Source organism: Legionella clemsonensis (assembly GCF_002240035.1).
In the GTDB taxonomy this organism is placed as follows: domain Bacteria; phylum Pseudomonadota; class Gammaproteobacteria; order Legionellales; family Legionellaceae; genus Tatlockia; species Tatlockia clemsonensis.
The window spans coordinates 1,394,419-1,419,101 of sequence record NZ_CP016397.1 but is presented as its reverse complement, the minus strand read 5'-3'; the positions used below and the strand labels follow the sequence as shown (position 1 = coordinate 1,419,101).

The window sequence follows — 24,683 nt, the reverse complement described above, 5'->3', positions numbered from 1 at the left end:
TGATGCATAGATAATCAAGCGTCAATGAATTTGAGAAATAGCAAATTCTCCATTAAGAATCATTTCCTTAATCACTGCAATATCAGGAGCAAAATAACGATCGCTATCATAAGGTGCCACTTGACTCCTTACTTGATTATAAATTTTCTGTAAACGGGGTGATGTGGTTAATGGTTTATGAAACTCTAATCCCTGACAAGCTGCAAGTAATTCTATAGCAAGAATTGTTGCTGTATTGTCAACCATTGCACTTAATCTTCTTGCGGCATTGGTTGCCATAGAAACATGATCTTCCTGATTGGCGGAGGTAGGAATACTATCAACGGAATGGGGGTGTGCCAATGCTTTGTTATCACTCGCACAAGCTGCAGCCGTTACATGCGCTATCATAAACCCTGAATTTAAACCACTTTCTTTAACCAAAAAGGCAGGTAAGCCACTGAAATCTTTATCAATAAGCAACGCTATTCGCCGCTCAGCATTCGCCCCTATTTCGGCAATAGCCAATGCCAAATTGTCAGCAGCCATGGCAACAATTTCACCATGAAAGTTTCCTCCTGACAAAATGTCACCCTGCTCAAAAAATACCAGGGGATTATCGGAAACGGCATTCGCTTCAACCTGCAAAGTTTGACCCACAAATTGCATCTGGTGCAAAATCGCACCCATAATTTGCGGCTGACACCTTAGTGAATAAGGATCTTGAACTCGCGAACAATCTCTATGAGCCTCTCTGATTGAGCTTTCTGCCAAAAGCTCCCGATACATAGCAGCGACATCACGCTGTGCTTGATGACCACGTGCTTTATGAATACGATCATCAAAAGGCACATCACTGCCACTTGCAGCATCCACAGATAAACTTCCGGTGATAATGGCGGTTTCAAAAAGCCTCTCACTGTAAAAAAAAGCTTCCATGCACAAAGCAGTGGAAACCTGCAATCCATTCAGCAAGGCTAATCCTTCCTTAGGTGCCAGCGCCAAAGGCTTTAATCCTGCTCTCTTTAAACCCTCCAGAGCACTAATAACTTTACCCTCGACACGCACCTGCCCCTCACCTAATAATGGGAGAGCCAAATGAGCAAGCGGAGCTAGATCACCTGATGCCCCAACTGAGCCTTTTGCGGGAATGCAAGGAAAAACCTGTTTATTGTAAAGTTCACACAAAGCAGCAATAAGTTCTTTTCTGACGCCAGAATACCCTTGACACAAATTATTAATTTTAAGAAGCAGAATAAGTGCAACTTGTTTATCTGATAACAACTCCCCCGTTCCACAAGCATGTGACAAAACAATATTACGCTGTAGTTGCTTTAAGTGCTCGGCAGAAATGGACTGTCTTGCCAGGGAGCCAAATCCTGTGTTTATTCCATAAACAGTCTTCTTGTCATCAAGAATTTTTTGAATGACTTTACAAGAAGCTTCCACGTATGGAAAAAAACTTTCATCCACTGTAATGGGTTGCTGCTCTTCCAGTAGTTGCCTAATTTCTTTAAGTGTTAACTGTCCGGGAGTAAGGGTAAATGCTTCTGTCACAGTGGTCCTCCAATTGACTCCATAGGCAACCATAAATTATTCGCTTTAGCACATTGCTTTGCTAATTCATATCCAGCATCCGCGTGTCGCATTACACCGGTTGCAGGATCATTATGTAAAACGCGTTTGAGCCTCTCGGCAGCTTTGTCTGTCCCATCAGCAACGATCACCATGCCAGCATGCTGGGAAAACCCTAAACCTACCCCTCCTCCATGGTGAATACTGACCCAGGTAGCCCCGCTCGCACAGTTTAATAAGGCATTCAATAATGGCCAATCAGAAACTGCATCACTGCCATCCAACATTGCCTCTGTTTCTCGATTTGGACTGGCGACAGACCCTGAATCCAAATGATCGCGACCAATGACAATAGGGGCTTTTACTTCTTTATTTTTAACCATTTCATTAAATGCTAACGCCAAACGAGCACGATCTTTCAGGCCCACCCAGCAAATTCTGGCGGGCAACCCCTGAAAAGCAATTTTATTTCGAGCCATCTCAAGCCAACGATGCAAGTGCTTATCCTCTGGCATTAAGCGCTTTACCTTCTCATCTGTTGCATAAATGTCCTCAGGATCCCCAGACAAAGCCACCCATCGGAAAGGACCTATACCCTCACAAAATAGTGGACGAATGTACGTGGGTACAAATCCTGGAATAGTAAACGCCTCACTGACACCTTCTTCATAAGCCATTTGACGAATATTATTCCCATAATCAAACACGGGAATACCTAGTTTTTGAAAAGCAAGCATTGCTTCGACCTGCACCGCCATCGATTTTTTTGCTGCAGTAACAACCTTTTCTGGTGCTGTTTTTCGCAACTCTTCGGCTTGTTCTAAAGTCCATCCCAAGGGTAAATAGCCATTTAAAGGATCATGAGCGCTAGTCTGATCAGTCACCAGAGAGGGTTTTATATTGCGCTTAATTAACTCAGGATAAATTTCAGCTGCATTGCCCAGTAACCCAACCGACAACGGTGTTTTTTTCTGGCAAGACTTCTCAATCCAGCTCAAGGCCTCATCAAGATTTTGGGTATATTTATCGAGGTATCGTGTTTTCAGACGCTTCTCAATGCGTGCTTTGTCACATTCTACGGCAAGCATGCTTGCACCAGCCATAACCGCAGCCAGAGGTTGAGCGCCTCCCATGCCTCCAAGGCCAGCAGTTAATATCCACTCTCCAGCCAACTCTCCCTGATAATGTTTTTTCGCACAGGCACCAAACGTTTCATAAGTCCCTTGAATAATCCCTTGGGAACCAATATAGATCCAACTACCAGCAGTCATCTGGCCATACATCATTAAGCCTTTTTTATCGAGTTCATTAAAATGCTCCCAGCTGGCCCAACGCGGCACCAGATTGGAATTAGCAATGAGTACACGAGGAGCGTCTTCATGAGTCGTAAACACACCTACCGGCTTGCCCGATTGAATCAGAAGCGTTTGATTCGCCTCAAGTTGTTTTAGAACAGCTACAATTTTGTCAAAAGAAGGCCAATTGCGTGCAGCGCGGCCGATGCCCCCATAAACAACCAGGGAATCAGGATCTTCGGCAACGTCTGGATCCAAGTTATTGCACAGCATGCGTAACGGAGCTTCAGTAAGCCAACTTTTTGCCTCCAACTGCAGTCCTTTTTTCGCTGAAATAGAGCGTTTGTTACTTTTGTTCATTTTTATCCATCCTGGAATTTTTCCAAGTGACAATAATACTTGGATATACAATCAAATGACAAGCCATACTGTCAAAATAAGCGGCACCATGATAAACTGACGAAATGTCTGCTTTTTAGATTTCATCGTGACCAATGCACAAATAAAACACCCACCCTCTCTTGGTATTTTTTTTGCCACCGAAATGTGGGAGAGATATGGTTTTTATGTCGTCCAAACTTTGTTAGCACTCTACCTTGCCTTTTATTTTAAATGGAAAGATGAGCGAGTTTACACTCTGGTGGGAACATTTACTGCATTAACCTATCTCTCACCCGTTATAGGCGGCTGGATAGCCGACCATTTACTCGGACAAAAAAAGGCGATTTTAACCGGCGCTGTCTTCTTGTTTGTTAGTTATTTATCACTTTTTGTATTAACTTCGGATAATGCGCTTTCTGCAGCCCTTGCAGGCATTGCAGTAGGGACAGGGTTACTAAAACCAAATATCTCATCATTGTTGGGAAATGAATATCCTGATAATTCTTCTCGACGTGAAAGTGGCTTTACTATTTTTTATATGGGCATAACTACAGGTATTATCTTGGGAACAACATTGCCCAGCCAATTGTACTATTATTTTGGATGGTCAGTTGCATTTGCAAGCGCTGCTTTCGGCATGGTCATTGCATTTACCGTTTTTGTTTATGGCATTCGTCGGTATCAGATTGCTGATTATCATCCCTCTGAACTCACTATTCCTAAAATTATCAAAGCCTTCTTTCTTTTATTTGGACTATGGTCAATTGCCTATGTCATTCTCCATAATCCAGTATTGGCTGATACAGCATTCGGTGCAGTGATTGCTTTATCTCTTCTTTACTTAATCGATGTTGTAAAACGAGAATCACCAAAACAAGCAAAACAAACAATAGTCATTGGATTGTTATGTGTAATTTCAGTCATGTTTTGGGCATTTTATTTCCAAATGTTTTTATCATTAACTCTCTTTATTTCAAGGGTCGTAGAGCCAAAATTATTTGGAATATTATTTCCCCCTCCTTATTATGTGAGCATCCAAAGTATCGGTATGATTCTATTTGGTTATTTTATTTCACGGCGACCACAGATCAATGCAACTCACAGCGGAATCACCACCGGCAATAAATTCATGCTGGCGATGATTTTCATTACGTTGGCTTATTTGTTAATTACACTAGTTTCCAAAAGTAGCCACGGAACAGCTCTATTATCTCCACTGTATTTTATTCCAGCTTATTTATTAATCTCTATTGCGGAATTATTATTATCACCGGTAGGATTGGCAGCCATTACCGTACTCGCCAGCCGGAAAAAAGTGAGTACCATGATGGGAATTTTTTTCGTATCCCTGGGGATTGGCGCATTTCTATCCGGAAAACTTGCTAATTTAACTGCAATAAAACCGGAAACACTCTCAGTACTCCAATTAAAAGCGCATTATAGTCATACATTTACTCTTCTTTTATTTATACTGCTAGGAGCTACTTGTCTTTGTTTTATTCTAAATCGTACGATTAAAACATTATTAAATAATTATGACGCATCTGCTGAAGTTTCTGTATAACTTAAAAATATACAGCACAGCAAGCAGGCAAAAAAAGGCCTTTGTGCTTAAAATTAAAGTTTTTATCCTGGACAGCCAAATTGACGCTCAAATAGAGATATGACATCATTCGCAAACTTGCCTTCAGGTTAAAAATTATGGCTCATGCAAAATCATTAAAATCTATTCTACCTTTATTTTTAGTATTATTTATTGATGGAATGGGATTAGGATTATTATTTCCAATATTGAATACTATTTTAATTGAACCTCAATCCGGTTTTTTACCCGCCAATCTAAGTATGGGATTACGTGACTTTTATTACGGCCTTACTATTGGAATTTTTATGATTTGCTGGTTTTTTGGGGCCGCCATTTTGGGAGATTTATCAGACAGCGTTGGCAGAAAAAAATCGCTAATGATTTGTCTAATCGGTTCATTTTTAGGATATTTAATCTCGGCTATTGCGATTCTCATACACAGTTTTTGGCTGATCATTTTAGGGCGAATCATTGCCGGTTTTACAGCAGGGAGTCAACCAATTGCGCAAGCAGCCATCGTTGATGTAAGTACCGAAGAACATAAGGCGAGAAACATAGGCTTCATTCTCTTGGCAGTTTCCCTTGGTTTTGTATTTGGACCGATTTTTGGCGGTTTATTATCGGATAATCGCATAATAAGCTGGTTTGGCTTTCAAACTCCTCTCTATTTTGCCTCCCTTTTAGCATTTATAAATGCTATCGCACTTTATTACTTCTTTGACGAAACATTTACTAAAGCACACGACAATATTAAAATTAAATGGCACCATGCCATTCAAATTTTTATTTCAGCATTTAAACATAAAGCGATAGAAAAATATTCGTTAGTTCTACTGGTTATGATCTTCGGATGGTCTAACTATTTTTCTTTTATTTCTTTTTATTTATTTCAAACTTACCAGTATTCTGCCTTGCAGAACTCTTTTTTTCTCGCACTGATGGGATTGGGATTTAGCATTGGCTGCGGCTATATTGTTGATTATTGCACAAAACGTTATTCTTATGACGTTATTGTTATCATTAGTTTGCTAATCACAGCAACTAGCGTGTTTTTCACAGTAGCAATTCCTGTGGCATGGGTTGCCTGGGTAGCCACATTAGTAATTGGCATGAGTCTTTCTGTTGCTTACTCTGTGCTATTGACAATATTCTCCAATTTAGTGAGCGAAAATGAACAAGGTTGGGTGATGGGTGTAACAGGATCTATCATGGCGCTTTGCTTCGGATTAACCTCCATTTTTACCGGCGTAATTGCGCAGGTAGGCGCCATACTACCTATGCTGTTGGCTGTCATAGGCTTGGCCGGAAGCGCTATCCTTCTTGCAATTGTAAGATGGCGTGCCTCTGATGAGGCTTCCAATAGGGTAATAAAGTAAACCATTAATGTAAAAGGAAAGATTATGACTACTTATAAACCAGACGATTATGCAACAATTACTCCTTATTTAATTGTGAATAATGCCACTAAAGCGATTGAATTCTACAAAACGGTATTCGGAGCCACCGTTGCAATGTGCATGGAAACACCTGACAAGAAAATAGGTCATGCAGAGCTAACTATTGGTGACTCAAAATTTATGCTCGCTGACGCTTGTCCTGAAATGAATGCAAAGAGTCCTGAAGCTTTTGGAGGCTCTCCTGTGGGTCTTCATCTCTATGTAAAAGATGTGGATGCTGTGGCTGAATTGGCAGTTAAACACGGGGCCAAACTTGTTCGCAAAGTTGAGAATCAGTTCTATGGTGATCGCAGTGGTTGCCTGGAAGACCCTTTTGGACACTCCTGGTACATTGCCACCCATGTAGAGGATGTTTCTGAAGAAGAATTAGCGCGGCGTATGCAGGCAATGTATAAATAATTTCTATAAATTATTTTTATGTCATTTCGTTATAGCTCTACTATAATACAATTTTGCATTTCGTCATCCAGAATGCGGCAAAGCCGCATGAAGGAGCTTCTGCAAGTAGAACCTCCGATACCTATTGAATCCTGCGCTTTGCTCAGAATGACACCTTGTTGTTTATTTAGAATAAGTATAATTTTACCCTGAATCTCTTTGAGACTTTATTGAATTACTGGTATTATTCATCCCCTTTGAAGAAATTTTTTACCCACTATGTCTGAGCAACCCTTACTGTTAAAGAAACTTGTGAAAACCCTGGATGATAATCAGGCGATTGATATTATAACTATTGATGTGACTCAACAAACGTCTGTCACTGATTACATGATTATCTGCAGTGGTCGCTCTTCAAGACATGTTAAAGCCATTGCCGAATTGGTTATTGAAAAAATGAAAGCAGAAAATTTAATACCACTGAGCCAGAATGGTTTGGAAACTGGTGAATGGGTATTAGTGGATTTCGGTGATTTTGTACTTCATGTGATGCAGGCTGATGTTCGATCTTTTTATAATCTGGAAGGCCTCTGGCAAAACCCTGAAATAAAATAATTATGATAAAAATCACATTAATTGCCTGTGGGAATAAAATGCCTGTCTGGGTTAATGAAGCGGTTTCCGAATTTTCAAAACGTCTACAGGACTACTCCAATTTTAACCTTATTGAAATTCCTTTAACCAAGCGTGGAAAGGCCAGTGATTTAGCCCGAATCTTAGACAAAGAAGCTTCTTTAATTATCGCAGCCCTTCCCTCTAATGCCCGAATTATTGCTTTAGATATGCAAGGCGAAACCTTTAGTAGTGAAAATTTGGCTCAAAGACTTGAACAGCTTCAAAACATTGCTAGTCATGTGTGTTTTGTCATTGGAGGCCCTGAAGGACTGGTTCCTGAAGTGCTTAACCGCTGTCAAGAACGATGGTCTTTATCAAAGTTAACACTTCCTCATCCTTTAGTCCGTATTGTTTTATTGGAAGCGCTCTATAGGGCTTGGTCGATTCTTCATAATCACCCTTACCATCGATGAGATTTTGCGCTAAGATGTGCTGTTTTATTTCTTTATCTCACAGCAACTTAATATGCGTTTAAATAAATCTGTAAAAAATGATCGGAGGGACGCTCAGCTACAATGCTTTCGATTAAATTTGCTGTTAATTCTTATGATTTTATTATCATTTATCCTCTTTGCTCGCCTCGCTTACTTACAAGTTTCTCAATTCAAACGCTATCAGACTCTGTCTCTAAAAAATCAAATGAATGTAATTCCTATTGCTCCTCCGAGGGGCATTATCCTTGATAGAAACGGCATTGTTTTAGCAGAAAATATTCCCGTCTATGTGTTGGAAATTATTCCGGAACGCGTTAAAAACATGACACAGACATTGGAAAAACTTAAGAATTTACTTCCTTCCATTACTGAAGAAGATATTGATAATTTTCACAAGACGCGAAAACAAAATCGCTCCTTTGTTCCCATTCCTTTAAAACTTAAATTAAGTCAGGAAGAAGTCGCTGTTTTTGCAAGTAATCAATACCAATTTCCCGGGGTCAATATCAAAGCAAGACTTATGCGTTTTTATCCTTTAGGTGAAGTAGCAGCGCATATTTTAGGCTATGTAGGACGCATTAATGTGCAAGAATTGCGTCAGGTAGATTTCACCAATTATCGCGCGACCAATTTTATTGGCAAATCAGGTATTGAAAAATTTTATGAAGACATATTACATGGTGAGGTGGGCTACCAACAGGTTGAAATTGATGTAAGTGGTAGAACGGTGCGTGTTTTAAATAAAAAAAATCCGGTCTCTGGTGAAAAACTATATCTAACTATCGACTCGCGTTTACAACAGGCAGCTTTTGAGGCATTGAAAGACAAACGGGGCGCTGTTGTTGCTATCAACACCAAAAACGGTGAAATTCTCGCTATGGTCAGCTCTCCCAGCTATAATCCCAATATTTTCGTCAATGGAATAACCGCCAAAGAATATCAAGAATTGGTAACAGCACACGACCGCCCTCTTTATAATCGAGCAGTAAGAGGATTATATCCTCCAGCCTCAACCATTAAACCATTTATGGGGTTGGCGGGTTTAGAAAAAGGAGCAGTGGATGCCCGTTATAGTATTTATGATCCAGGTTGGTTCCGATTGCCTGGGGTTAGTCATGCTTATCGTGATTGGAAAAAAACGGGGCACGGTATCATTAACCTTAAGCGAGCAATAACCGTTTCTTGTGATACTTATTTCTACCAGCTTGGGCATAAAATAGGTATCGCTGCTATTGAAGATATGCTTGTACAATTTGGCTTTGGCCAATTAACACACATCGATTTAAATGAGGAAGCACCGGGATTAGTACCTAATAAACATTGGAAATTGCAAAACAAGGGGGTTTCCTGGTATCCGGGCGATACCGTCATCACCTCAATTGGACAAGGGTTTATGTTAGCCACCCCCTTGCAACTAGCTAACGCAACAGCTTCTTTAAGTCAGAAAGGCAAACGCTTTCGACCTCACTTGTTACAGAAAGCAGTTCAGAGCGATGATGGCAAAATTGAGGAATATAAAATTCTTGAAGAATATCCCATGCATCTTAAGGATGACAATTATTGGACCACTGTTGCTGAGGGTATGCTGGCTGTAATTACAAGCAATGAAGGAACGGGTTATCGTTTTGGTCGTACTGCACCCTATTCTGTCGCCGCTAAAACAGGAACGGCTCAAGTCTTCGGTGGACGTCAATATGACAAAGTTCGCTATGAAGAGATTCCTGAATATTTAAGAGACAACTCATTATTCATTGCCTTTGCTCCCTATGAAGAGCCAGAAATTGCATTGGCTGTAGTTGTTGAAAATGATTTTGCTGCCTCGAATGTTGCACGCAAAGTGTTGGATGCTTATTTTGAATTGAAGAAAAATGAAGAGAAATCATGAAAGCACATTCTGTACGCCCTGTCTATCGATTTACTACCAAATCCATTCATACTGATCTGCCTCTATTAGGCTTGCTTGTAATGTTGATAATTTTTGGAATGTTAGTTCTCTACAGTGCTTCGAATCAAAATATGAGTATGGTTTTTCGTCAGTCCATGCGTCTTGCATTTGCTATGGGGATGATGATGATTTTTGCGATGATTCCACCTCATAAATATAAAGTCTGGACTCCCTGGATTTATGGTATAGGATTAGGTTTACTGATTGCTGTAATGCTAATGGGAAAAATTGGGAAAGGCGCTCAACGATGGTTGGATTTAGGTTTATTTCGTTTCCAACCCTCCGAAATTATGAAACTTGCTATTCCTATGATGACTGCTTGGTATTTTGATAGTAAGTCACAATCCGTTAATTTTAAATCATTAATAATTGCGGGAATGATAATTTTTTTCCCTGCCCTGCTTATTGCCAAGCAACCCGATTTGGGTACGGCAATTATGGTAGCCGCAGCTGGCCTAAGTGTGATTTTTCTTGCTGGTATTAGTATGAAAATCCTTTTAATGCTTGTCGTAATGATAGCTGGAGCAGCGCCTTTATTGTGGCATTTCATGCATGATTACCAAAACAGCGCGTCTTTACTCTGCTTAATCCAGAGCAGGATCCGTTGGGTGCTGGCTATCACATTATTCAATCAAAAATTGCCATTGGTTCTGGTGGTGCTTTTGGCAAAGGGTGGCTTGAAGGCAGTCAATCCCATCTTAATTTTTTACCAGAACATGCGACTGACTTTATCTTTGCAGTCAGTGGCGAAGAATTTGGTTTTGTCGGTAGTAGTATTTTAATTACTCTGATTGTTTTAATTTCGCTGCGTGGCCTTTATATCGCAAGAAATGCGCAAACAAGTTTTACTCGCCTTTTGGCTGCAAGCTTATCAATGACATTCTTTCTCTCAGCATTTGTGAACATTGGCATGGTGATGGGTATTCTACCTGTCGTTGGCATTCCTTTACCTTTGGTCAGTTATGGTGGCACTGCAATGGTTACTTTTTTAACTAGTTTTGGGATTCTTATGTCAATTAGCTCACATCGCATTTTGTTCAATAGCATGTCTTTTAATCGATAAAGACTATAAATGTTTTAACTTTCACTATTGACTAAAAGTTCCATAACTGGCGCAAAACTCTTGCGATGAATCGCACAAGGTCCCAACTCAAGTAGAGCATTACGATGCATCTCTGTGGCATATCCTTTATGCGAGGCAAAGCCATAACCGGGATACATTAAATCCATTTTTTCCATTTCCTCATCCCGTAAGACCTTCGCTAAAATAGAAGCAGCACCAATCGATGGAATTAGGCCATCACCGTCAACAATCGCTTTACAGGGGATGTTAACTTGAGGAACAAACAATCCATCAACCCAAATTTCATGAGGTTGTATTGGTAGAGTTTCAATAGCACGCTTCATAGCCAGCAACGTTGCATAATGAATATTCAACTTTTCGATTTCCTCAACTTCAGCGCGGCCATAGGCAAAGCAGAAGGCTTCTTCCTTAATCTTAAGCGCTAATTCTCGCCGCTTTAATGGAGTAAGTTTCTTAGAGTCAGTGATCCCTTCAATGGGTTTATGCAAAATAACTGCAGCAGTCACTACAGGGCCTGCTAAAGGACCACGCCCGACTTCATCAACACCTGCAATATACATTTCCACCCCAAAGCTCCTTCCTTCATAAAAGAGCGATGATACCTATTCCAGTTCGATTTGGCATCCAAAAAATTGTAAAAGGGCATAATTAATACTTATAGGACAATTATTGATCTTTTGGTGGTTTAATCTACCATATACTCTCGCCGCTGTAACATGAATTCGTTGATTTATTAGTAAGGAAATGCGATCATTCGCACAAATTATTGTCAATATTGTGCTTATGAAGAAGGTTAAATGTGCCGTTATCGGTGTCGGTTATCTGGGCCGTTTTCACGCTCAAAAATACCAAATATTACCCAATGCTGATTTAGTTGCCATTTGTGATGTAAACCGAGAGGTTTGCGAGCAGGTTTCCCAGGAACTGAATGTTCCTGCCTTTTTTGATTATCACGAACTCTTTGGTAAAGTAGAGGCAGTAAGTATCGCTGCAACTACCAACAAACACTATGAAATAGCCAAAGAATGTCTTGCACAAGGCATCCACGTTTTAATTGAAAAACCAATTACAGAAACTGTTGCACAAGCCAATGAGTTAATTGCGCTGGCGACACAACATCAAGTTAAATTGCAAGTTGGCCATCTTGAACGCTTTAATGCGGCCAGACTGGCTTTAGACACTCACCTGGAACATCCGCTATTTATAGAATCTCAACGATTGGCTCCTTTTAATCCCCGAGGCACAGATGTCAATGTCATCCTTGATTTGATGATTCATGATATTGATCTAATTCAGGCAATCGTCAAAAGTCCTATTATTAGTATTGATGCGCAAGGAGCACCTATTCTGTCAAAATCCATCGATATAGCGAATGCTCGATTAACGTTTGAAAATCACTGCGTTGCTAATGTCACCGCCAGTCGTATTAGTTTTAAAACTGAACGTAAAACCAGAATTTTCCAACCCAATTCCTATATTTCAATTGATTATCAGAATAAGCAATTTGCCGTTTTTAAAAAAGGTGAGGGAGAAATGTTTCCCGGCATTCCTGAGATTACAAGGCATCAATCTGTCTTTGAGAAAGGTGATGCCTTGCTAGAAGAGATAAAGGCATTTCTAGTCTGCATTGAAAATAATACCACGCCCTTAGTGACTGGTGAAGAAGGGCGTGACGCCTTGGAGGTTGCTGCAAAAATTACCTCTTTAATTCACACTAATTTAGATCTAAGAAATGCCTTCTGCTAGACGAGTTGTAATTATCGCCGGCGAAGAATCTGGTGATATTCATGCGGCCCATTTAGTGAATCAACTTAAGACGTGGCAACCAGAGTTACAAATTAGTGGCATTGGTGGGCGTCATATGGAAAATGCAGGCGTTCATCTTATAAGTGACTTGGCCCGCTTTGGTGTCACCGGTTTAACTGAAGTAATCCGTCATCTTAAAGTGATAAAAAAGGCCTTCAACGCGATTAAACATCATCTTGAAACAATAAAGCCAGACTTATTGATTTTGGTTGATTATCCCGGCTTCAATTTACGCCTGGCTAAATTTGCCAAACAAAAATTGGGTATTCGTATTTTATACTATATTAGTCCGCAAATTTGGGCATGGAAGGCAAATCGCATTAAAACCATTCGCGCAACTATTGATAGAATGGCCGTGATTCTTCCTTTTGAAAAAGCGCTTTATCAAAAAGCCGGTGTTCCAGTATCTTTTGTAGGCCATCCGCTCGTTGAAAAAATCCAACATTGCAATAATGTGGAAACAGCGCGGATACACTTAAATTTACCCACTAATAAACGCATTATTGCCATGTTACCTGGTAGCAGAAGGAATGAAATTGAAAAGCATATGCCGGTTTTAGTTGAAACCGCTGAAATATTAACTCAGCAACACACCGATTTACATTTTGTCATTCCTATTGCACAAAGCTTAAAGCCCAGTCTCATACCGTCTTATTTTAAAAATAAAACGAATTTAAGTATTTCCTTTGTGATAGGCAGAGCAACTGAGGTAGTAGCCTGCAGTGATTGTGTTATAGTCGCTTCCGGCACAGCCTCATTAGAATGCGCTCTACTGGAAAAGCCCATGTGTATTATTTATAAAGCTTCACTCATTAGTTATATAGCGGCGATGCAAGTGTTAAAAGTTAAATATTTAGGACTATGTAATTTATTAAAAAATGAAATGGTTGTACCCGAACTTTTGCAGTATGACTGTAGCCCCCGGGAATTAAGTCGAATAGTCACTGAATTGCTTACAGATGATGAAGTCATTGCACGTATGGTAGCACGTCTTAAACAACTTAAACTTTCCCTTTCCCATGAGAAAGCCGATTGCAGTTTAGCACAGTTGGTGAAGCAGGAATTAACAGGATAAGACGCCTTTTTTTGATTACTTCTAGATTATCAATTAACCTTCATGTACAATAAATTTTGCTTTCATATGATGATGAAAGTATTTTGGATAGAATGATTTAACTAGAATAAGGAAGTTATGATGAATGTCATTGATACACAAGCCTCTTCTTCTCAAAGTGTGAAACAAGATCAAGGTCTTCAAGACCTGGTTTATAGTTTGGTAACGCGTTTTTTAGCTGAGAATAAAAATAAACCCATTGATGATCTTTATGACATGATTCTCTCAGAAGTTGAACCGCCTCTTTTGCAAGCTGTTATGGAAAAACGACGTGGTAATCAACTACAAGCCGCTAGAATGCTTGGAATCAGCCGCGGCACCATCCGAAAAAAATTACAACGTTACTTTGGCACAAAATATTTTCGTTTAACGGACGAGTAATCATCAAATCTATTAGTGGGAAAAAATAATCAGCCCAACTTAACATCTGTCTCTTAATCACATCTCTGCTTACGCCCCGCGGCTTGTCCGCGGGGTCTAGTATTTTAGCATAATTTCCATCCTGGCTCCGCGGACAAGCTCTGAGCGATGCTTACAAATTTTACACATCCCTCACGTTCATTTGACTACTTAAACATCATTCTATGGCTAAAAATCACGCTGTAGCTACACTATTTTCTTGCAATATAATAAGTATTCATAATGTCGTGTTCTAAATAATGCTTTTCAACGTTATTGAAACCAGCCTCTTTTAGCATTTGTTCTGCTAATTCTTCTCCCCACGCCGCACCCAATCCAGCTCCATTTTGCGAGAGCGAAACAGTCATACAATGCATACAGGAAATTGCGTAAATAAAAGGTGCTATAGGACTACCAATGTTTTTTTCCACTCTACTGGAGGATTTTATATCTTGCATAAGAAAAACACCATCAGGCTTCAAAGCATTAAAAACTCCTTTTAATACCTTGGCAGGTTTTGCTTGATCATGAATAACATCAAAGGCAGTAATCAAATCATAGTTTTCTTTTTCATGCCAATCAGACAAATCCTTTTGAATAAATTGTATATTGGTTAATGCGTTTTCATTGGCTATTTTTTGTGCATGCTCTATTGTTTCCTTGCATAAATCATAACCAGTAAATTGACTATTAGGGAAATTTTTTGCCATAAGAGTTAAAGCGTTCCCATAACCACAACCAATATCTAACACGTTGATACCCTCTTTCAGTTTTTGGAGCACCCCTTCTATTAAAGGTAAAATTTCATCGAGAAGCGCCGATAAGATAGTCTGTCCACTTTCTTCTGCCATTACTTCGTGGAAGCGCGGGTAAGCTTCATAAGGAATACCACCCCCATGAATAAACGCGTTCACCAATGAATCTTCAACATAGGCAAGTACAGGAATAAATTGAGCGATCACTGCGAAGTTATTAGGAGAAGCGTCTCGCGTCAAGAATGCTGCATGCTCCGCTGGTAATCCATAACTTTTGTTATCTGCGTTATAGCTGATAATACCTCCGGCAACCAATGCATTTAACCATTCTCGCACGTAACGCTCTTGCAGATTAGCTTTTTTAGCAATCTCAGTGCTAGTAGAAAAGGGCATTTTGCTCATGATATCGAATAATTTGGTGCGATGACCAATTGAGAGCATCAATGTTAAAGCTGCCTGATTCATCATCGTTAGTAAATTTTCAGCAAACTTTTCTGCTTTATTTTGATCAAAGTTGGATGTTGTCATATTAGCTCCCTGCATTGCTAATCCTATAAAATTCTAAACTAAACCTACTGCTTTAACCTTATGAATAAAATTCTATTTTTGCAAATAACAATTAAATATTTGTTATAAATTTTGCATGGGCGTGATAATAGAAACTCGATTAAATTTGCCTCCAACAACTCTGGCGAGCTTTTCCCTTTTCTCAATTTCTCAAGTAAGGAGAGGTTTTATAGAAATGCTGAAAAGACTCTCTGATAATTAATTGTTTCTATACCATTAAGTGGCCGATTTTTTTTGTTCAAACTCGGCCTTTAACTCCTCGTATCGAGAACTTAAACGGGCAATAACCTGCTCTGGGTGACTCTGCTCAAGCATCGTGTCAAGCTCCTTAATTGCCTGTTCTAAAGTAGCCAACTCTTCAGCTAATTGTGATGAAGGAGAGTTTTGGAACTCTATTACCAGTTGATCATAAAGTTTATGTTTGGCCTTAATAAAATAAGAGATTTGATTTAGCTTTTTGGACCGCTCATCTATTTCCTGCTTGAATTGTTGCAACGCCTTTTCTGCTTGAGAAATCCGCTCTCGGCGCATTTTTTTCTCATTTTCTGTTAATAGCCTGGTATAAGCAGAAGAGTGGACATCTTTGTCAAAAAATGAACTCACCATTTTACACTCCTCTAAACAGCTATTTACTCTCAAGTCCTGTAGATACTACGTCTTCAGTAATAGTACCGTTAAGATTAGTAGTGGGTTGTGATTTTTCCATGATGTCCTTGGGAGATGAGGGTATGCTGCTAATAAGTTGTTCAGCAACGGTAGCGACTTCAGGAAAGCCTACTACCGTTTCTAGTTCCTGAACTTGCTTTTGAAAATCGGAAGGTAAATCCTCTTCCAATACTGTCTCTGCTTTTTCCAGCTGTTGCATGAGCGTATCAAATTCTTCTGCGCTAAAGTCAGCAAATAAGATAGCATGGGCAATTTGTTCAGAATTATTTGCAAAATCCATTTTTTCGCTGACTTCTTGAATCTTTTTTTGTCCTGTAAACTCAATGCTTTTTATTTCAGCTTGATAATCTGCTAATTTTTTTTCATCCAGTACTGTTTTTATAGCACTAGTCACAGCCGTAACACCAGCAATAGATGCACCGACAATGCCTAAAATAGCAGCTACTCCGCCCAGAGCTATTCCAAGTGGCGCTAGAACTCCTGTCAACGTTAATATAAGCCCTATTGTGGCCAAAACAGCTACTGCACCAACAGTAATTTTACCAATATTCCTTTGCCAAAAGGATTGAGAAGCTGCTTGATCGAGCTCTGGATATGAGTGCTCTTCCTTCCAAGAGTGAACCCAATTGTTAGTTATTTCAATATTTTTTTTCTGTTTTTCCTGCAATAACAATCGACATACTTTAAATTGTTTAGCCGATAATTTTTTATCCTTTAGGATGCGAAGCTGCCTCGTTTTCTCATCAATATCTGCTTGACAAAGATGTAAGTGAGTGATGTCTTTTAATAGCTCAGGATTAGCGTTATTAACTGCTCCATTGTTATTAATAATTCCCGCGAATATATTTTTAATTTTTTTGGAACGTAAGAAACTCAAAAAAAGTTTGTTTGCCTCACCACCATTGACCACTTTATCTCCGGGGTGTTTAATTATTTTCTCCGCAGACATAAAGAGAACTTCTCTTTCTTCAGGTGCTGCAGGAGTATTGCGTATTATAGCTGCGGACCAAAGCTGCGGAGCAAGTGTAGAATAGATAAAGAATACTCCGCACGGAATCCCCTCATCGTCATAAAAAGCAAAATTTATCTCTTTTAAATTTTTTCTATCCATGAAGAAATAGGACTCCATATTTAGCTGTTTACTTTTTTTTATTTCTTCCAAATAAGGCTCATTTTCTACACTTGTTAGGAAGTTCTGGAACGGAAGCAAGAAAAAAGAAGCATTAATATTTCCCTGGCTATAAGCTTTAGATACTTTGGGATTTATCCAGGTAGACATTAAATCTTTATGGGTTCTACCATTTGAACTGACAAAGTAACCTCGGGGAATATCCTTTAAAATTTCATCACCCGCTTCTTGAAATGAGGATCCTGCACAGAAACCATCTGCAGCAACTTTGGAGAATAACTTATTACAGACTTCTCTATAATTACCAGTAATCACTTTAACTTTAGGCATGTTCTAACTCATCTTAACGCATTCAACACAGTATATTATATAAACATTAAGACAGCATGAACAAAAATGAACAAATTATTATTCAATGCCTCATTACGTCCCATTCCAGGTAATATCCCTGATTTCTTCGTATCATTTAACTCGTTACTTCATGTAGATAGAAATTTGTCATGATTGCATGGAGAAAGGATGGAGCCTGCATGGCTAAGCATGCAGGATAAATTTAACTGAACCAGATATAGTCAAAAAACAATAGTTAAGCCTCTAGTAAAAGCTTGTTAACTCGACTGACAAAATCAGCAGGATTATCCAATTGTCCTCCCTCGGCCAGTACAGCTTGCTCAAACAACATAACCACCCATTCGGCAAAACGACTGTCGTCTTCTATACCATGCAGGCGTTTGATTAGCGTATGTTCTGGATTGATTTCAAAAATAGGTTTGGCCTGAGGCACTTGTTGTCCTGCAGCTTGCAGGATGCGTTGCATTTCTAATCCCATATCCTGCTCATCAGCAACAATACAAGCTGGCGACTCAGTCAAGCGATTGGTTAATTGCACCTCTTTCACTCTATCACCTAATACCTCTTTAATTTGCTTAAGCATCGGTGCAAGAGTCTCTTCCTGCTTTTTAATTTCAGGTGCATCGGCAACATCCAAATCAATTTTACCCTTGCTGACTGATTGTAACTTCTTGCCATCAAACTCACTCATGTAGCCTACCAGCCACTCATCAATGCGATCGGTTAAGAGTAACACTTCAATGTCCTTTTTCTTAAAAATTTCAAGATGTGGACTATTCTTCGCAGCATTGTAACTGGATGCAGTCAGATAGTAGATTTTATCTTGCCCTTCCTTCATACGCGACACATAATCCGTTAACGATACATTCTGCTTCTCAGAGTCACTTTTGGTAGTAGCAAAGCGTAATAATTTGGCAACGGCTTCACGGTTACTGTACTCTTCAATAGGTCCTTCTTTAAGAACCAAACCAAATTCATCCCAAAATTTTTGATAGGTTTCTGGCTCTTGATTACTCAATTTTTCCAACATGGAAAGTACCCGTTTGGTACAAGCCGATTTAATTGCCTCAACCTGTTTGTTTTCTTGTAAAATTTCACGCGAAACATTTAATGGCAAATCACTTGCGTCAACAATTCCCTTCACAAAGCGTAAATATCTTGGCAGAAACTGGGAGGCATCATCCATAATGAACACACGTTTTACATATAGTTTTAAACCGTGCTTCATTTCTTGTTGCCACAAATCAAAAGGTGCATGGGAAGGAATATACAGTAAACTGATGTAATCCTGTTTTCCTTCGACATGATTGTGTGACCAGATTAAAGGATCCTGAAAATCATGAGAAATATGCTTGTAAAGTGTTTTGTAATCTTCATCACTGATTTCATTCTTCTGTAATGTCCACAGTGCAGTAGCTTTATTGACAGTTTCAAATTCCTTGGTTTCCTTATTCTCATCCTCTCTTTTTTTCATGACCACTGGCCAACAGATATGATCAGAGTACTTAGTAATAATGTTGCGCAACCGCCAATCACTTAAGAACTCATCCTCCTCTTTCTTTAAATGAAGAATAACTTCAGTACCCCGTTCCGCTTTCTTTTCCTGGCCAATAGTAAATTCGCCCTCACCCTTGGACTGCCAAACAATACCTTCTTCCGGTTTAAGTCCTGCTCGACGACTTTTTACAGTAACTTTATCGGCGACAATGAATGCCGAATAAAATCCCACTCCAAATTGACCAATTAGATGAGCATCTTTTGCACTTTCTCCGGTTAAATGACTGACGAATTCTTTGGTACCTGATTTTGCAATCGTTCCTAAGTTCTCAACAGCTTCATCCCAACTTAAACCAATACCGTTATCTTTAATACTAATAGTGCGATTCTTTTCATTAAAATCAACAACGATACGCAAATCAGAATTTCCTTCATATAAAGAAGAATCTGAGAGAGCAAGAAAGCGTAGCTTGTCCAAGGCATCCGAAGCATTTGAAATTAATTCACGTAAAAATATCTCTTTGTTGGAATACAGGGAATGAACGACTAAATGCAACATTTGCTTTACTTCAGTTTGAAAGCCCATTGTTTGCTGCTTACTCACCATTTATAAATCTCCAGATTTTTTAATAAAATAATTGGGTTAGACCGGTATATATGGGTTTAAATTAATAATTTCAAGGGAGAGTTTTACCAAGAGATCCTATTTAATTGCTTGATGCAGATGACTAAAATTACTAATTACCTGGATATCTTTTCAACTCTCAGTTCTTTTTGATATCATTCTTTCCTCTTTTTTACCGCAAAGCTCAGACATGAAGATAAGATATACAAGAGAAGAATTATTGGCAATGAATATTGGAAATACGGGAAAGCCTAACACTCCCCCACCATCAGCTAATATCCCAGTAGAAATTCGCAAAAATTATCCTAATATCAATACTGTATTTCAACAAAGGGCGGGCACTTGTAAACCCACTGAAAAACTACATGATTTTGATGAGAGTCATCCTGAAGGCTCAGCATCTATCGTCGTGTTTTAAAAGTCTGATTTTAACGCTGACTGATTTTCCAACCCTTAGGCGCTTTCTAAATAATATTGCAGATATTATTCAAGATGTTTTGCTCCTGACTCCCTTCTTTCACTGTTTTATTTCCCTTAAATAGGGGAAAAGACCACAAGGTAAGTTTTTTATCTTTATAAGTCAATAGCTTACCATCTGGGAGGACACTGATGCAGGAAGGACTTGTCTTCTGGAGTTCATTTGCAATCGCCATTGATTTACCAGTCACTGCATCCCATATACGCATGGTTGTTAATTGATTTTTTTCAAAATAGGAGGAATAAGACTCTGTGCTGTAGCTAATAAACTGTCTGGCATTCAAAGGGACTAAACTGCAACTGTTATAGTGCTGCTCTGAAATATGCGTTAGGCAAGTTCCCTGAAATGCATCATAAATTTTCAGGCCATTGTACTCCAAGGCGCTAACAATATATTGATTGCCTAAGGCAATGAAATCAACGAAGCTTCCGAAAGGTTGTTCATCTAATGTAGCTGTCCATAGTTCACTATCAATATTCAAAACGTTGAGACTATCAACATTTTTTCGATAATCACGAACAAGTAGTGCTACGTGTTGGTTATCTAAAACAGCAATACGAAAACCCATTATTTGGATAGAAATTTGCTTTATTAGCTTAGCTGTTGAAGAATTCCATATGAAAATGGATTTTACCTTAGGATAACCTCCCCATTCTCCAGTAATTAATCTGTCATCCGTTAAAAAACCTAAGACAGATTGCTGAGGATATTTAAATGCTATCGTGCATCTTATATTACCTTGAGTAGTATCAAATACATGAGCATACGACCCAATTCCATTATCAGCCGCTATTAATCCGCTTGCGCTTTTAGCTAACATTCCTTGAAGATCCCCACCCTCTATAATTTCGGAGTATTTTTCATTTACAAGATCAAGCCATTCCCAACCAGCTATAGTTGCTACAATAGCCTGTGAAGTCGTACTAGCTATGGTAGTAATCCATTGACTATCTTTTAAATAGCTTGGAGTAGTAAATGACATTTGATATCGTTTAATTAATTCAGCTTTACCCGGGCGATAATCTGTAATCTGCCATGGGGATTTTGCCTGAACTTGTTCATCCATACTAATGGCATGAATTTTCTTACAACTAAGGCTGGCAATTGCAAGCTCTTCAGCTGTTAAAAAACTGAATATCTCACGCCACGTATCCAATGGAAGGGACAACCAATTGACGTCATTCTCATCATTATTCATGTAAAATTTCCTATTTAATCCCATCAATTATCTACAACCAATTAAAGTAAATGTACGCAACTATATTTTTTTACGATAGGCTCTGTGCATAAAAAAAACAATTGACTTACTTGTTGTCAGTTCTTTGCCCTTCTCATCTAGAATTTTTACAAGCAGTTCATGAGTTCCGCGCTCAACTCCTTTTAGTTGAAAGGTCCATTTTTTATGCGTTTTCCTGATTATTTTGCCATCACAAAATAATATAAGCGTCTCTTTTGCTTCTAGTTGCCGATTTATTTTTACAACAACGGTCAGCTCTCCGAGATTATTACGAATTGTTGCCTCATTTTTAGGTTGAACAATGGTTATCTCATAAAGTGTTGAGCTTTGCAGCTGCTGAGTGTTCTTTTGAGGTTTTACCGTTGAAGGGGAAGAAAACGATGAAATTAATGGTAACTCAATTTTTTTAGCACTTTCATGAGAAGTATCACTAAAATGAGTAACACCCTGGCTGTCAACCCACTGATAAATTTCAGCAAACAGGGGGTTCACAACCAAAGTCAACAGAATAAAATACAGCCTGCTCACTATTTAGAGGCTGTAATACCATTCAAATTCAAGTGGATGTACCATACTTCTAAGCATTGAAATTTCTGCTTCGCGAAGCTCAATATAACTTTTGATAAAATCTTTGCTAAATACATCTCCTTGCAGCAAGAATTCTTGATCTTCTTGCAGATGATATACTGCTTGTTCAAGGGAACTACATACAGTGGGTATATCAATTAACTCTTCTGGTGGTAAGTCATACAAGTCTTTATCCATGGGTTGACCCGGATGAAGCTTCTTCTGAATGCCATCAAGTCCTGCCATCATCATTGCTGCAAAAGCAAGATAAGGATTGGCCATCGGATCGGGGAAACGTACTTCAATACGACGAGCCTTGGGATTACTTACATGAGGAATGCGAATGGCGGCTGAACGATTGCGCGCTGAATAAGCCAAAAGAACAGGCGCTTCAAAACCCGGTACCAATCGTTTGTAACTGTTTGTTGCGGGATTGGTTAATGCATTTAATGCACGGGCATGCTTGATAATTCCACCAATGTAATAAAGGGCTGTTTCAGATAAACCAGCATATTGATCCCCAGCAAACAAATTCACCCCATCTTTGACTAAAGACTGGTGGCAATGCATTCCATTTCCATTGTCGCCTACTAAAGGTTTGGGCATAAAGGTGGCTGTTTTTCCATAATTATGGGCAACATTATGAATAACATATTTCAATAATTGCAGTTCATCTGCTTTTTTCATCAACGTATTAAAGCGCATTGCTACTTCACACTGATTCGCCGTAGCGACTTCGTGATGATGGGCTTCAACAACCAAACCTAATGCTTCAAGCGTCAAGCAAATAGCGGAACGAATATCTTGTGACGAATCAACTGGTGGCACGGGAAAATAGCCACCTTTAACACTTGGTCTGTGGCCAATATTTCCACCCTCAAAAACTTTTTCTGAGTTCCATTGGCCTTCATCAGAGTCTATTTCGTAAAAGGAGCCGCGTATATTAGTGCCCCAACGCACACTATCAAACAGGAAAAACTCAGGTTCTGGGCCAAAGTAGGCTGTGTCCGCAATTCCAGTGGATTGTAAATAGGCTTCAGCACGTTTTGCAATAGAGCGGGGATCTCTGTCATACCCTAGCATGGTTTGGGGATCAACGACATTACAGCGAATAATCAAGGTACTATCTTGATAAAAAGGATCTGGCAGAATGGTATCCAGATCTGGAACTAGAGCCAGATCAGATTGATGAATTTTTTGCCAACCTTTAATTGACGATCCATCTATCATTTTTCCATTTTCAATAAAATCCTCATCAACCGCAGATACTGGAATGGTGATATGTTGCTCCTTTCCTCGAGTATCGGTAAATCGCAAGTCAATAAATTTGGCATCATGTTCTTTTATTGCCGCAAGTACTATATCTTTACTCATTTTTTCCTCCAAGATTGGCCACAGCTAGTCTACCTTAAGTGACTTACTAAACCCAATAGATTAAACTGATTAATCTTCAACTATTTATGAACCAACCCATGGGCGCCTATCATTATCAAGCGCTAAGTAAAACAGGAAATACCACAAAAGGCGTAATTGAAGCTGATTCTGAACGTCATGCACGGCAATTATTACGTGAACGAGGTATGATTCCCACCCAAATTCGCACTTTAGCCAAACAACAGCGAGTTCGTCGCAAAGATAAGTTATCCTCACAAGATCTTGCTCTCTTCACGCGACAATTGGCCACTTTACTTGCTGCAGGTATTCCTGTTGAAGAATCCTTACGAGGTGTAAGTGAACAAACTGAAAAAGATAAAGTACGTGAATTAATTATAGGCGTTCGTGCGAAAGTCGTAGAAGGCTATGCCTTGGCGCAGGCTATGGGAGAATATCCCAATGCCTTTCCCGAGTTATATCGGGCAACAGTGGGCGCTGGAGAACAAACAGGACGCCTGGACTTGGTGTTGGAAAAACTTGCTGATTATACGGAAAATCAGCAGGAAACACGGCAAAAGATCCAGCAAGCCCTTATTTATCCCTCTTTGATGGTTATTGTGTCAACTGCCATTATCAGCTTTCTGTTAGCCTTTGTAGTGCCTAAAATTATTGAAGTTTTCACCAGTAGTGGTCAATCATTACCTGGAATGACTCAAGTTTTAATTACTATTAGTGACTTTCTCAAATCCTATGGCCTGATTGTTTTATTATTACTCACTTTGTTCTTGATTGCTTTCAAAAAAAGCCTCAGCAATGTTAATATTCGAACAGCCTGGCATAGGCTTCTATTGAAGTTACCTGTAACGTCTTATTTAACGAGGTCAGTGAATGTAGCCCGCTATATTCATACCTTTGGTATATTGTTTGCCGCAGGGGTAAGTGTACTTGAAACCATGCGTGTTTCAGCAAGTCTGATTAGCAATCTTGTCATGCGCAATGCCTTTGATCAGGCAACTGTTCGTGTACGGGAGGGGACTGCTATAAGTCAGGCTCTTAAAGAAACAGGTTTTTTAAATCCAATGGCGATTCATTTAATTGCCAGTGGTGAAAAAAGTGGACAAATTGCAACGATGATGGAGCGTGCGGCGTCCCATCTGGATAGCGAAGTGAAGCGACTCATTGATACTGCATTAACGCTGTTAGAGCCCTTAGTCATTTTATTGATGGGGGCTGTTGTGTTGTTTATCGTGCTGGCAACCCTGTTACCTATCTTTTCGATGGAACAATTAGTAACTTAATTTTAGATTTAGCAATTATTTAGGAGTTTTTA

Annotated in this window: 21 protein-coding genes and 1 pseudogene; 12 read left to right on the top strand and 10 right to left on the bottom strand. The window is 39.3% G+C overall.

All coding sequences use genetic code 11. The annotated features are described in order from the left end of the window. Nucleotides 1–21: 21 nt before the first annotated feature. Together hutH and hutU are read right to left on the bottom strand one after the other, a co-directional pair. Nucleotides 22–1,536, bottom strand: a complete 1,515-nt coding sequence (gene hutH / locus clem_RS06140; RefSeq protein WP_094090825.1) for a histidine ammonia-lyase — start codon at nucleotides 1,534–1,536, stop codon at nucleotides 22–24. Then, nucleotides 1,533–3,209, bottom strand: coding sequence for a urocanate hydratase (gene hutU / locus clem_RS06135; protein ID WP_094090824.1), 1,677 nt, complete (start codon nucleotides 3,207–3,209; stop codon nucleotides 1,533–1,535). The genes hutH and hutU overlap by 4 nt, the downstream gene beginning before the upstream one ends. 127 nt (nucleotides 3,210–3,336) lie before the next feature. On the opposite strand from hutU, the gene clem_RS06130 reads away from it, so the two are divergent. The 7 genes and pseudogenes from clem_RS06130 (at nucleotide 3,337) to rodA (ending at nucleotide 10,767) form a co-directional block, all read left to right on the top strand. Continuing rightward, the gene (locus tag clem_RS06130; protein ID WP_456298571.1) at nucleotides 3,337–4,794 is read left to right on the top strand and encodes a peptide MFS transporter; all 1,458 of its coding nucleotides are present in this window, start codon (nucleotides 3,337–3,339) and stop codon (nucleotides 4,792–4,794) included. 137 nt (nucleotides 4,795–4,931) lie between these two features. After that, nucleotides 4,932–6,191, top strand: coding sequence for an MFS transporter (locus tag clem_RS06125; protein ID WP_094090823.1), 1,260 nt, complete (start codon nucleotides 4,932–4,934; stop codon nucleotides 6,189–6,191). Nucleotides 6,192–6,215: 24 nt separating this feature from the next. Continuing rightward, entirely contained in the window at nucleotides 6,216–6,671 is a 456-nt protein-coding gene (locus clem_RS06120; RefSeq protein WP_094090822.1) for a VOC family protein, read from the top strand. A 258-nt stretch (nucleotides 6,672–6,929) separates the two neighbouring features. Continuing rightward, on the top strand, nucleotides 6,930–7,265 hold the full coding sequence (gene rsfS, locus clem_RS06115) for a ribosome silencing factor (RefSeq protein WP_094090821.1): 336 nt from the start codon (nucleotides 6,930–6,932) through the stop codon (nucleotides 7,263–7,265). Between the two features lie 2 nt (nucleotides 7,266–7,267). Next, nucleotides 7,268–7,738 (top strand): 23S rRNA (pseudouridine(1915)-N(3))-methyltransferase RlmH, encoded by a 471-nt coding sequence (gene rlmH, locus clem_RS06110; RefSeq protein WP_094090820.1) that lies wholly within the window; start codon nucleotides 7,268–7,270, stop codon nucleotides 7,736–7,738. A gap of 52 nt (nucleotides 7,739–7,790) precedes the next feature. After that, complete coding sequence (mrdA, locus tag clem_RS06105; protein WP_094090819.1) at nucleotides 7,791–9,644, top strand: penicillin-binding protein 2; 1,854 nt, start codon at nucleotides 7,791–7,793, stop codon at nucleotides 9,642–9,644. Beyond that, a pseudogene (rodA, locus tag clem_RS06100) lies at nucleotides 9,641–10,767 on the top strand (rod shape-determining protein RodA). Before mrdA ends, rodA begins: the two are co-directional and overlap by 4 nt. Nucleotides 10,768–10,781: 14 nt before the next feature. On the opposite strand, the gene rnhB reads toward rodA, so the two are convergent. Continuing rightward, nucleotides 10,782–11,348 carry a ribonuclease HII gene (gene rnhB, locus clem_RS06095; protein WP_094092287.1) on the bottom strand — a complete coding sequence of 189 codons (567 nt, stop codon included), beginning with the start codon at nucleotides 11,346–11,348 and terminating at the stop codon, nucleotides 10,782–10,784. A 223-nt stretch (nucleotides 11,349–11,571) separates the two neighbouring features. On the opposite strand from rnhB, the gene clem_RS06090 reads away from it, so the two are divergent. The 3 genes from clem_RS06090 (at nucleotide 11,572) to clem_RS06080 (ending at nucleotide 14,089) form a co-directional block, all read left to right on the top strand. Next, a complete protein-coding gene (locus clem_RS06090; protein WP_094092286.1) occupies nucleotides 11,572–12,534 on the top strand; it encodes a Gfo/Idh/MocA family protein in 963 nt (320 codons plus the stop codon). Then, nucleotides 12,521–13,669 (top strand): lipid-A-disaccharide synthase, encoded by a 1,149-nt coding sequence (gene lpxB / locus clem_RS06085; RefSeq protein WP_094090818.1) that lies wholly within the window; start codon nucleotides 12,521–12,523, stop codon nucleotides 13,667–13,669. The genes clem_RS06090 and lpxB overlap by 14 nt, the downstream gene beginning before the upstream one ends. 120 nt (nucleotides 13,670–13,789) lie before the next feature. Then, entirely contained in the window at nucleotides 13,790–14,089 is a 300-nt protein-coding gene (locus clem_RS06080; RefSeq protein WP_058448872.1) for a helix-turn-helix domain-containing protein, read from the top strand. Nucleotides 14,090–14,319: 230 nt separating this feature from the next. Here clem_RS06080 and clem_RS06075 read toward each other — a convergent pair whose 3' ends face one another. The 4 genes from clem_RS06075 to htpG form a co-directional block, all read right to left on the bottom strand. Then, complete coding sequence (locus clem_RS06075; RefSeq protein WP_094092285.1) at nucleotides 14,320–15,390, bottom strand: class I SAM-dependent methyltransferase; 1,071 nt, start codon at nucleotides 15,388–15,390, stop codon at nucleotides 14,320–14,322. A gap of 255 nt (nucleotides 15,391–15,645) precedes the next feature. Further along, a complete protein-coding gene (locus clem_RS06070) occupies nucleotides 15,646–16,035 on the bottom strand; it encodes a hypothetical protein (RefSeq protein WP_094090817.1) in 390 nt (129 codons plus the stop codon). A 19-nt stretch (nucleotides 16,036–16,054) separates the two neighbouring features. Next, nucleotides 16,055–17,554, bottom strand: a complete 1,500-nt coding sequence (locus clem_RS06065) for a hypothetical protein (protein WP_094090816.1) — start codon at nucleotides 17,552–17,554, stop codon at nucleotides 16,055–16,057. Nucleotides 17,555–17,810: 256 nt separating this feature from the next. Further along, a complete protein-coding gene (htpG, locus tag clem_RS06060) occupies nucleotides 17,811–19,679 on the bottom strand; it encodes a molecular chaperone HtpG (RefSeq protein ID WP_094090815.1) in 1,869 nt (622 codons plus the stop codon). Nucleotides 19,680–19,887: 208 nt separating this feature from the next. Between htpG and clem_RS06055 the strand changes: the two genes are divergently transcribed. Then, nucleotides 19,888–20,115: a hypothetical protein gene (locus clem_RS06055; RefSeq protein ID WP_157698189.1), complete on the top strand. Its 228-nt coding sequence runs from the start codon at nucleotides 19,888–19,890 to the stop codon at nucleotides 20,113–20,115. 46 nt (nucleotides 20,116–20,161) lie between these two features. Here clem_RS06055 and clem_RS06050 read toward each other — a convergent pair whose 3' ends face one another. From clem_RS06050 to glnA, 3 genes are read right to left on the bottom strand one after another with little or no spacing between them, the layout of a single operon-like run. Further along, the gene (locus tag clem_RS06050) at nucleotides 20,162–21,373 is read right to left on the bottom strand and encodes an F-box protein (protein ID WP_094090813.1); all 1,212 of its coding nucleotides are present in this window, start codon (nucleotides 21,371–21,373) and stop codon (nucleotides 20,162–20,164) included. A 60-nt stretch (nucleotides 21,374–21,433) separates the two neighbouring features. Next, complete coding sequence (locus clem_RS06045) at nucleotides 21,434–21,904, bottom strand: DUF4124 domain-containing protein (RefSeq protein ID WP_157698188.1); 471 nt, start codon at nucleotides 21,902–21,904, stop codon at nucleotides 21,434–21,436. A 39-nt stretch (nucleotides 21,905–21,943) separates the two neighbouring features. Continuing rightward, entirely contained in the window at nucleotides 21,944–23,353 is a 1,410-nt protein-coding gene (gene glnA, locus clem_RS06040; protein ID WP_094090811.1) for a glutamate--ammonia ligase, read from the bottom strand. Between the two features lie 86 nt (nucleotides 23,354–23,439). Between glnA and lspF the strand changes: the two genes are divergently transcribed. After that, on the top strand, nucleotides 23,440–24,651 hold the full coding sequence (lspF, locus tag clem_RS06035) for a GspF family T2SS innner membrane protein variant LspF (protein WP_269766812.1): 1,212 nt from the start codon (nucleotides 23,440–23,442) through the stop codon (nucleotides 24,649–24,651). Nucleotides 24,652–24,683 lie beyond the last annotated feature (32 nt).

Excerpts from the sequence above, each read along its gene's own strand:
- hutU (WP_094090824.1), bottom strand. The coding sequence starts at position 3,209 with ATGAACAAAAGTAACAAACGCTCTATTTCAGCGAAAAAAGGACTGCAG.
- clem_RS06125 (WP_094090823.1), top strand. The coding sequence starts at position 4,932 with ATGGCTCATGCAAAATCATTAAAATCTATTCTACCTTTATTTTTAGTA.
- clem_RS06120 (WP_094090822.1), top strand. The coding sequence starts at position 6,216 with ATGACTACTTATAAACCAGACGATTATGCAACAATTACTCCTTATTTA.
- rsfS (WP_094090821.1), top strand. The coding sequence starts at position 6,930 with ATGTCTGAGCAACCCTTACTGTTAAAGAAACTTGTGAAAACCCTGGAT.
- rlmH (WP_094090820.1), top strand. The coding sequence starts at position 7,268 with ATGATAAAAATCACATTAATTGCCTGTGGGAATAAAATGCCTGTCTGG.
- mrdA (WP_094090819.1), top strand. The coding sequence starts at position 7,791 with ATGCGTTTAAATAAATCTGTAAAAAATGATCGGAGGGACGCTCAGCTA.
- rnhB (WP_094092287.1), bottom strand. The coding sequence starts at position 11,348 with ATGTATATTGCAGGTGTTGATGAAGTCGGGCGTGGTCCTTTAGCAGGC.
- clem_RS06090 (WP_094092286.1), top strand. The coding sequence starts at position 11,572 with ATGAAGAAGGTTAAATGTGCCGTTATCGGTGTCGGTTATCTGGGCCGT.
- lpxB (WP_094090818.1), top strand. The coding sequence starts at position 12,521 with ATGCCTTCTGCTAGACGAGTTGTAATTATCGCCGGCGAAGAATCTGGT.
- clem_RS06080 (WP_058448872.1), top strand. The coding sequence starts at position 13,790 with ATGAATGTCATTGATACACAAGCCTCTTCTTCTCAAAGTGTGAAACAA.
- clem_RS06075 (WP_094092285.1), bottom strand. The coding sequence starts at position 15,390 with ATGACAACATCCAACTTTGATCAAAATAAAGCAGAAAAGTTTGCTGAA.
- clem_RS06070 (WP_094090817.1), bottom strand. The coding sequence starts at position 16,035 with ATGGTGAGTTCATTTTTTGACAAAGATGTCCACTCTTCTGCTTATACC.
- clem_RS06065 (WP_094090816.1), bottom strand. The coding sequence starts at position 17,554 with ATGCCTAAAGTTAAAGTGATTACTGGTAATTATAGAGAAGTCTGTAAT.
- htpG (WP_094090815.1), bottom strand. The coding sequence starts at position 19,679 with ATGGTGAGTAAGCAGCAAACAATGGGCTTTCAAACTGAAGTAAAGCAA.
- clem_RS06055 (WP_157698189.1), top strand. The coding sequence starts at position 19,888 with ATGAAGATAAGATATACAAGAGAAGAATTATTGGCAATGAATATTGGA.
- clem_RS06050 (WP_094090813.1), bottom strand. The coding sequence starts at position 21,373 with ATGAATAATGATGAGAATGACGTCAATTGGTTGTCCCTTCCATTGGAT.
- glnA (WP_094090811.1), bottom strand. The coding sequence starts at position 23,353 with ATGAGTAAAGATATAGTACTTGCGGCAATAAAAGAACATGATGCCAAA.
- lspF (WP_269766812.1), top strand. The coding sequence starts at position 23,440 with ATGAACCAACCCATGGGCGCCTATCATTATCAAGCGCTAAGTAAAACA.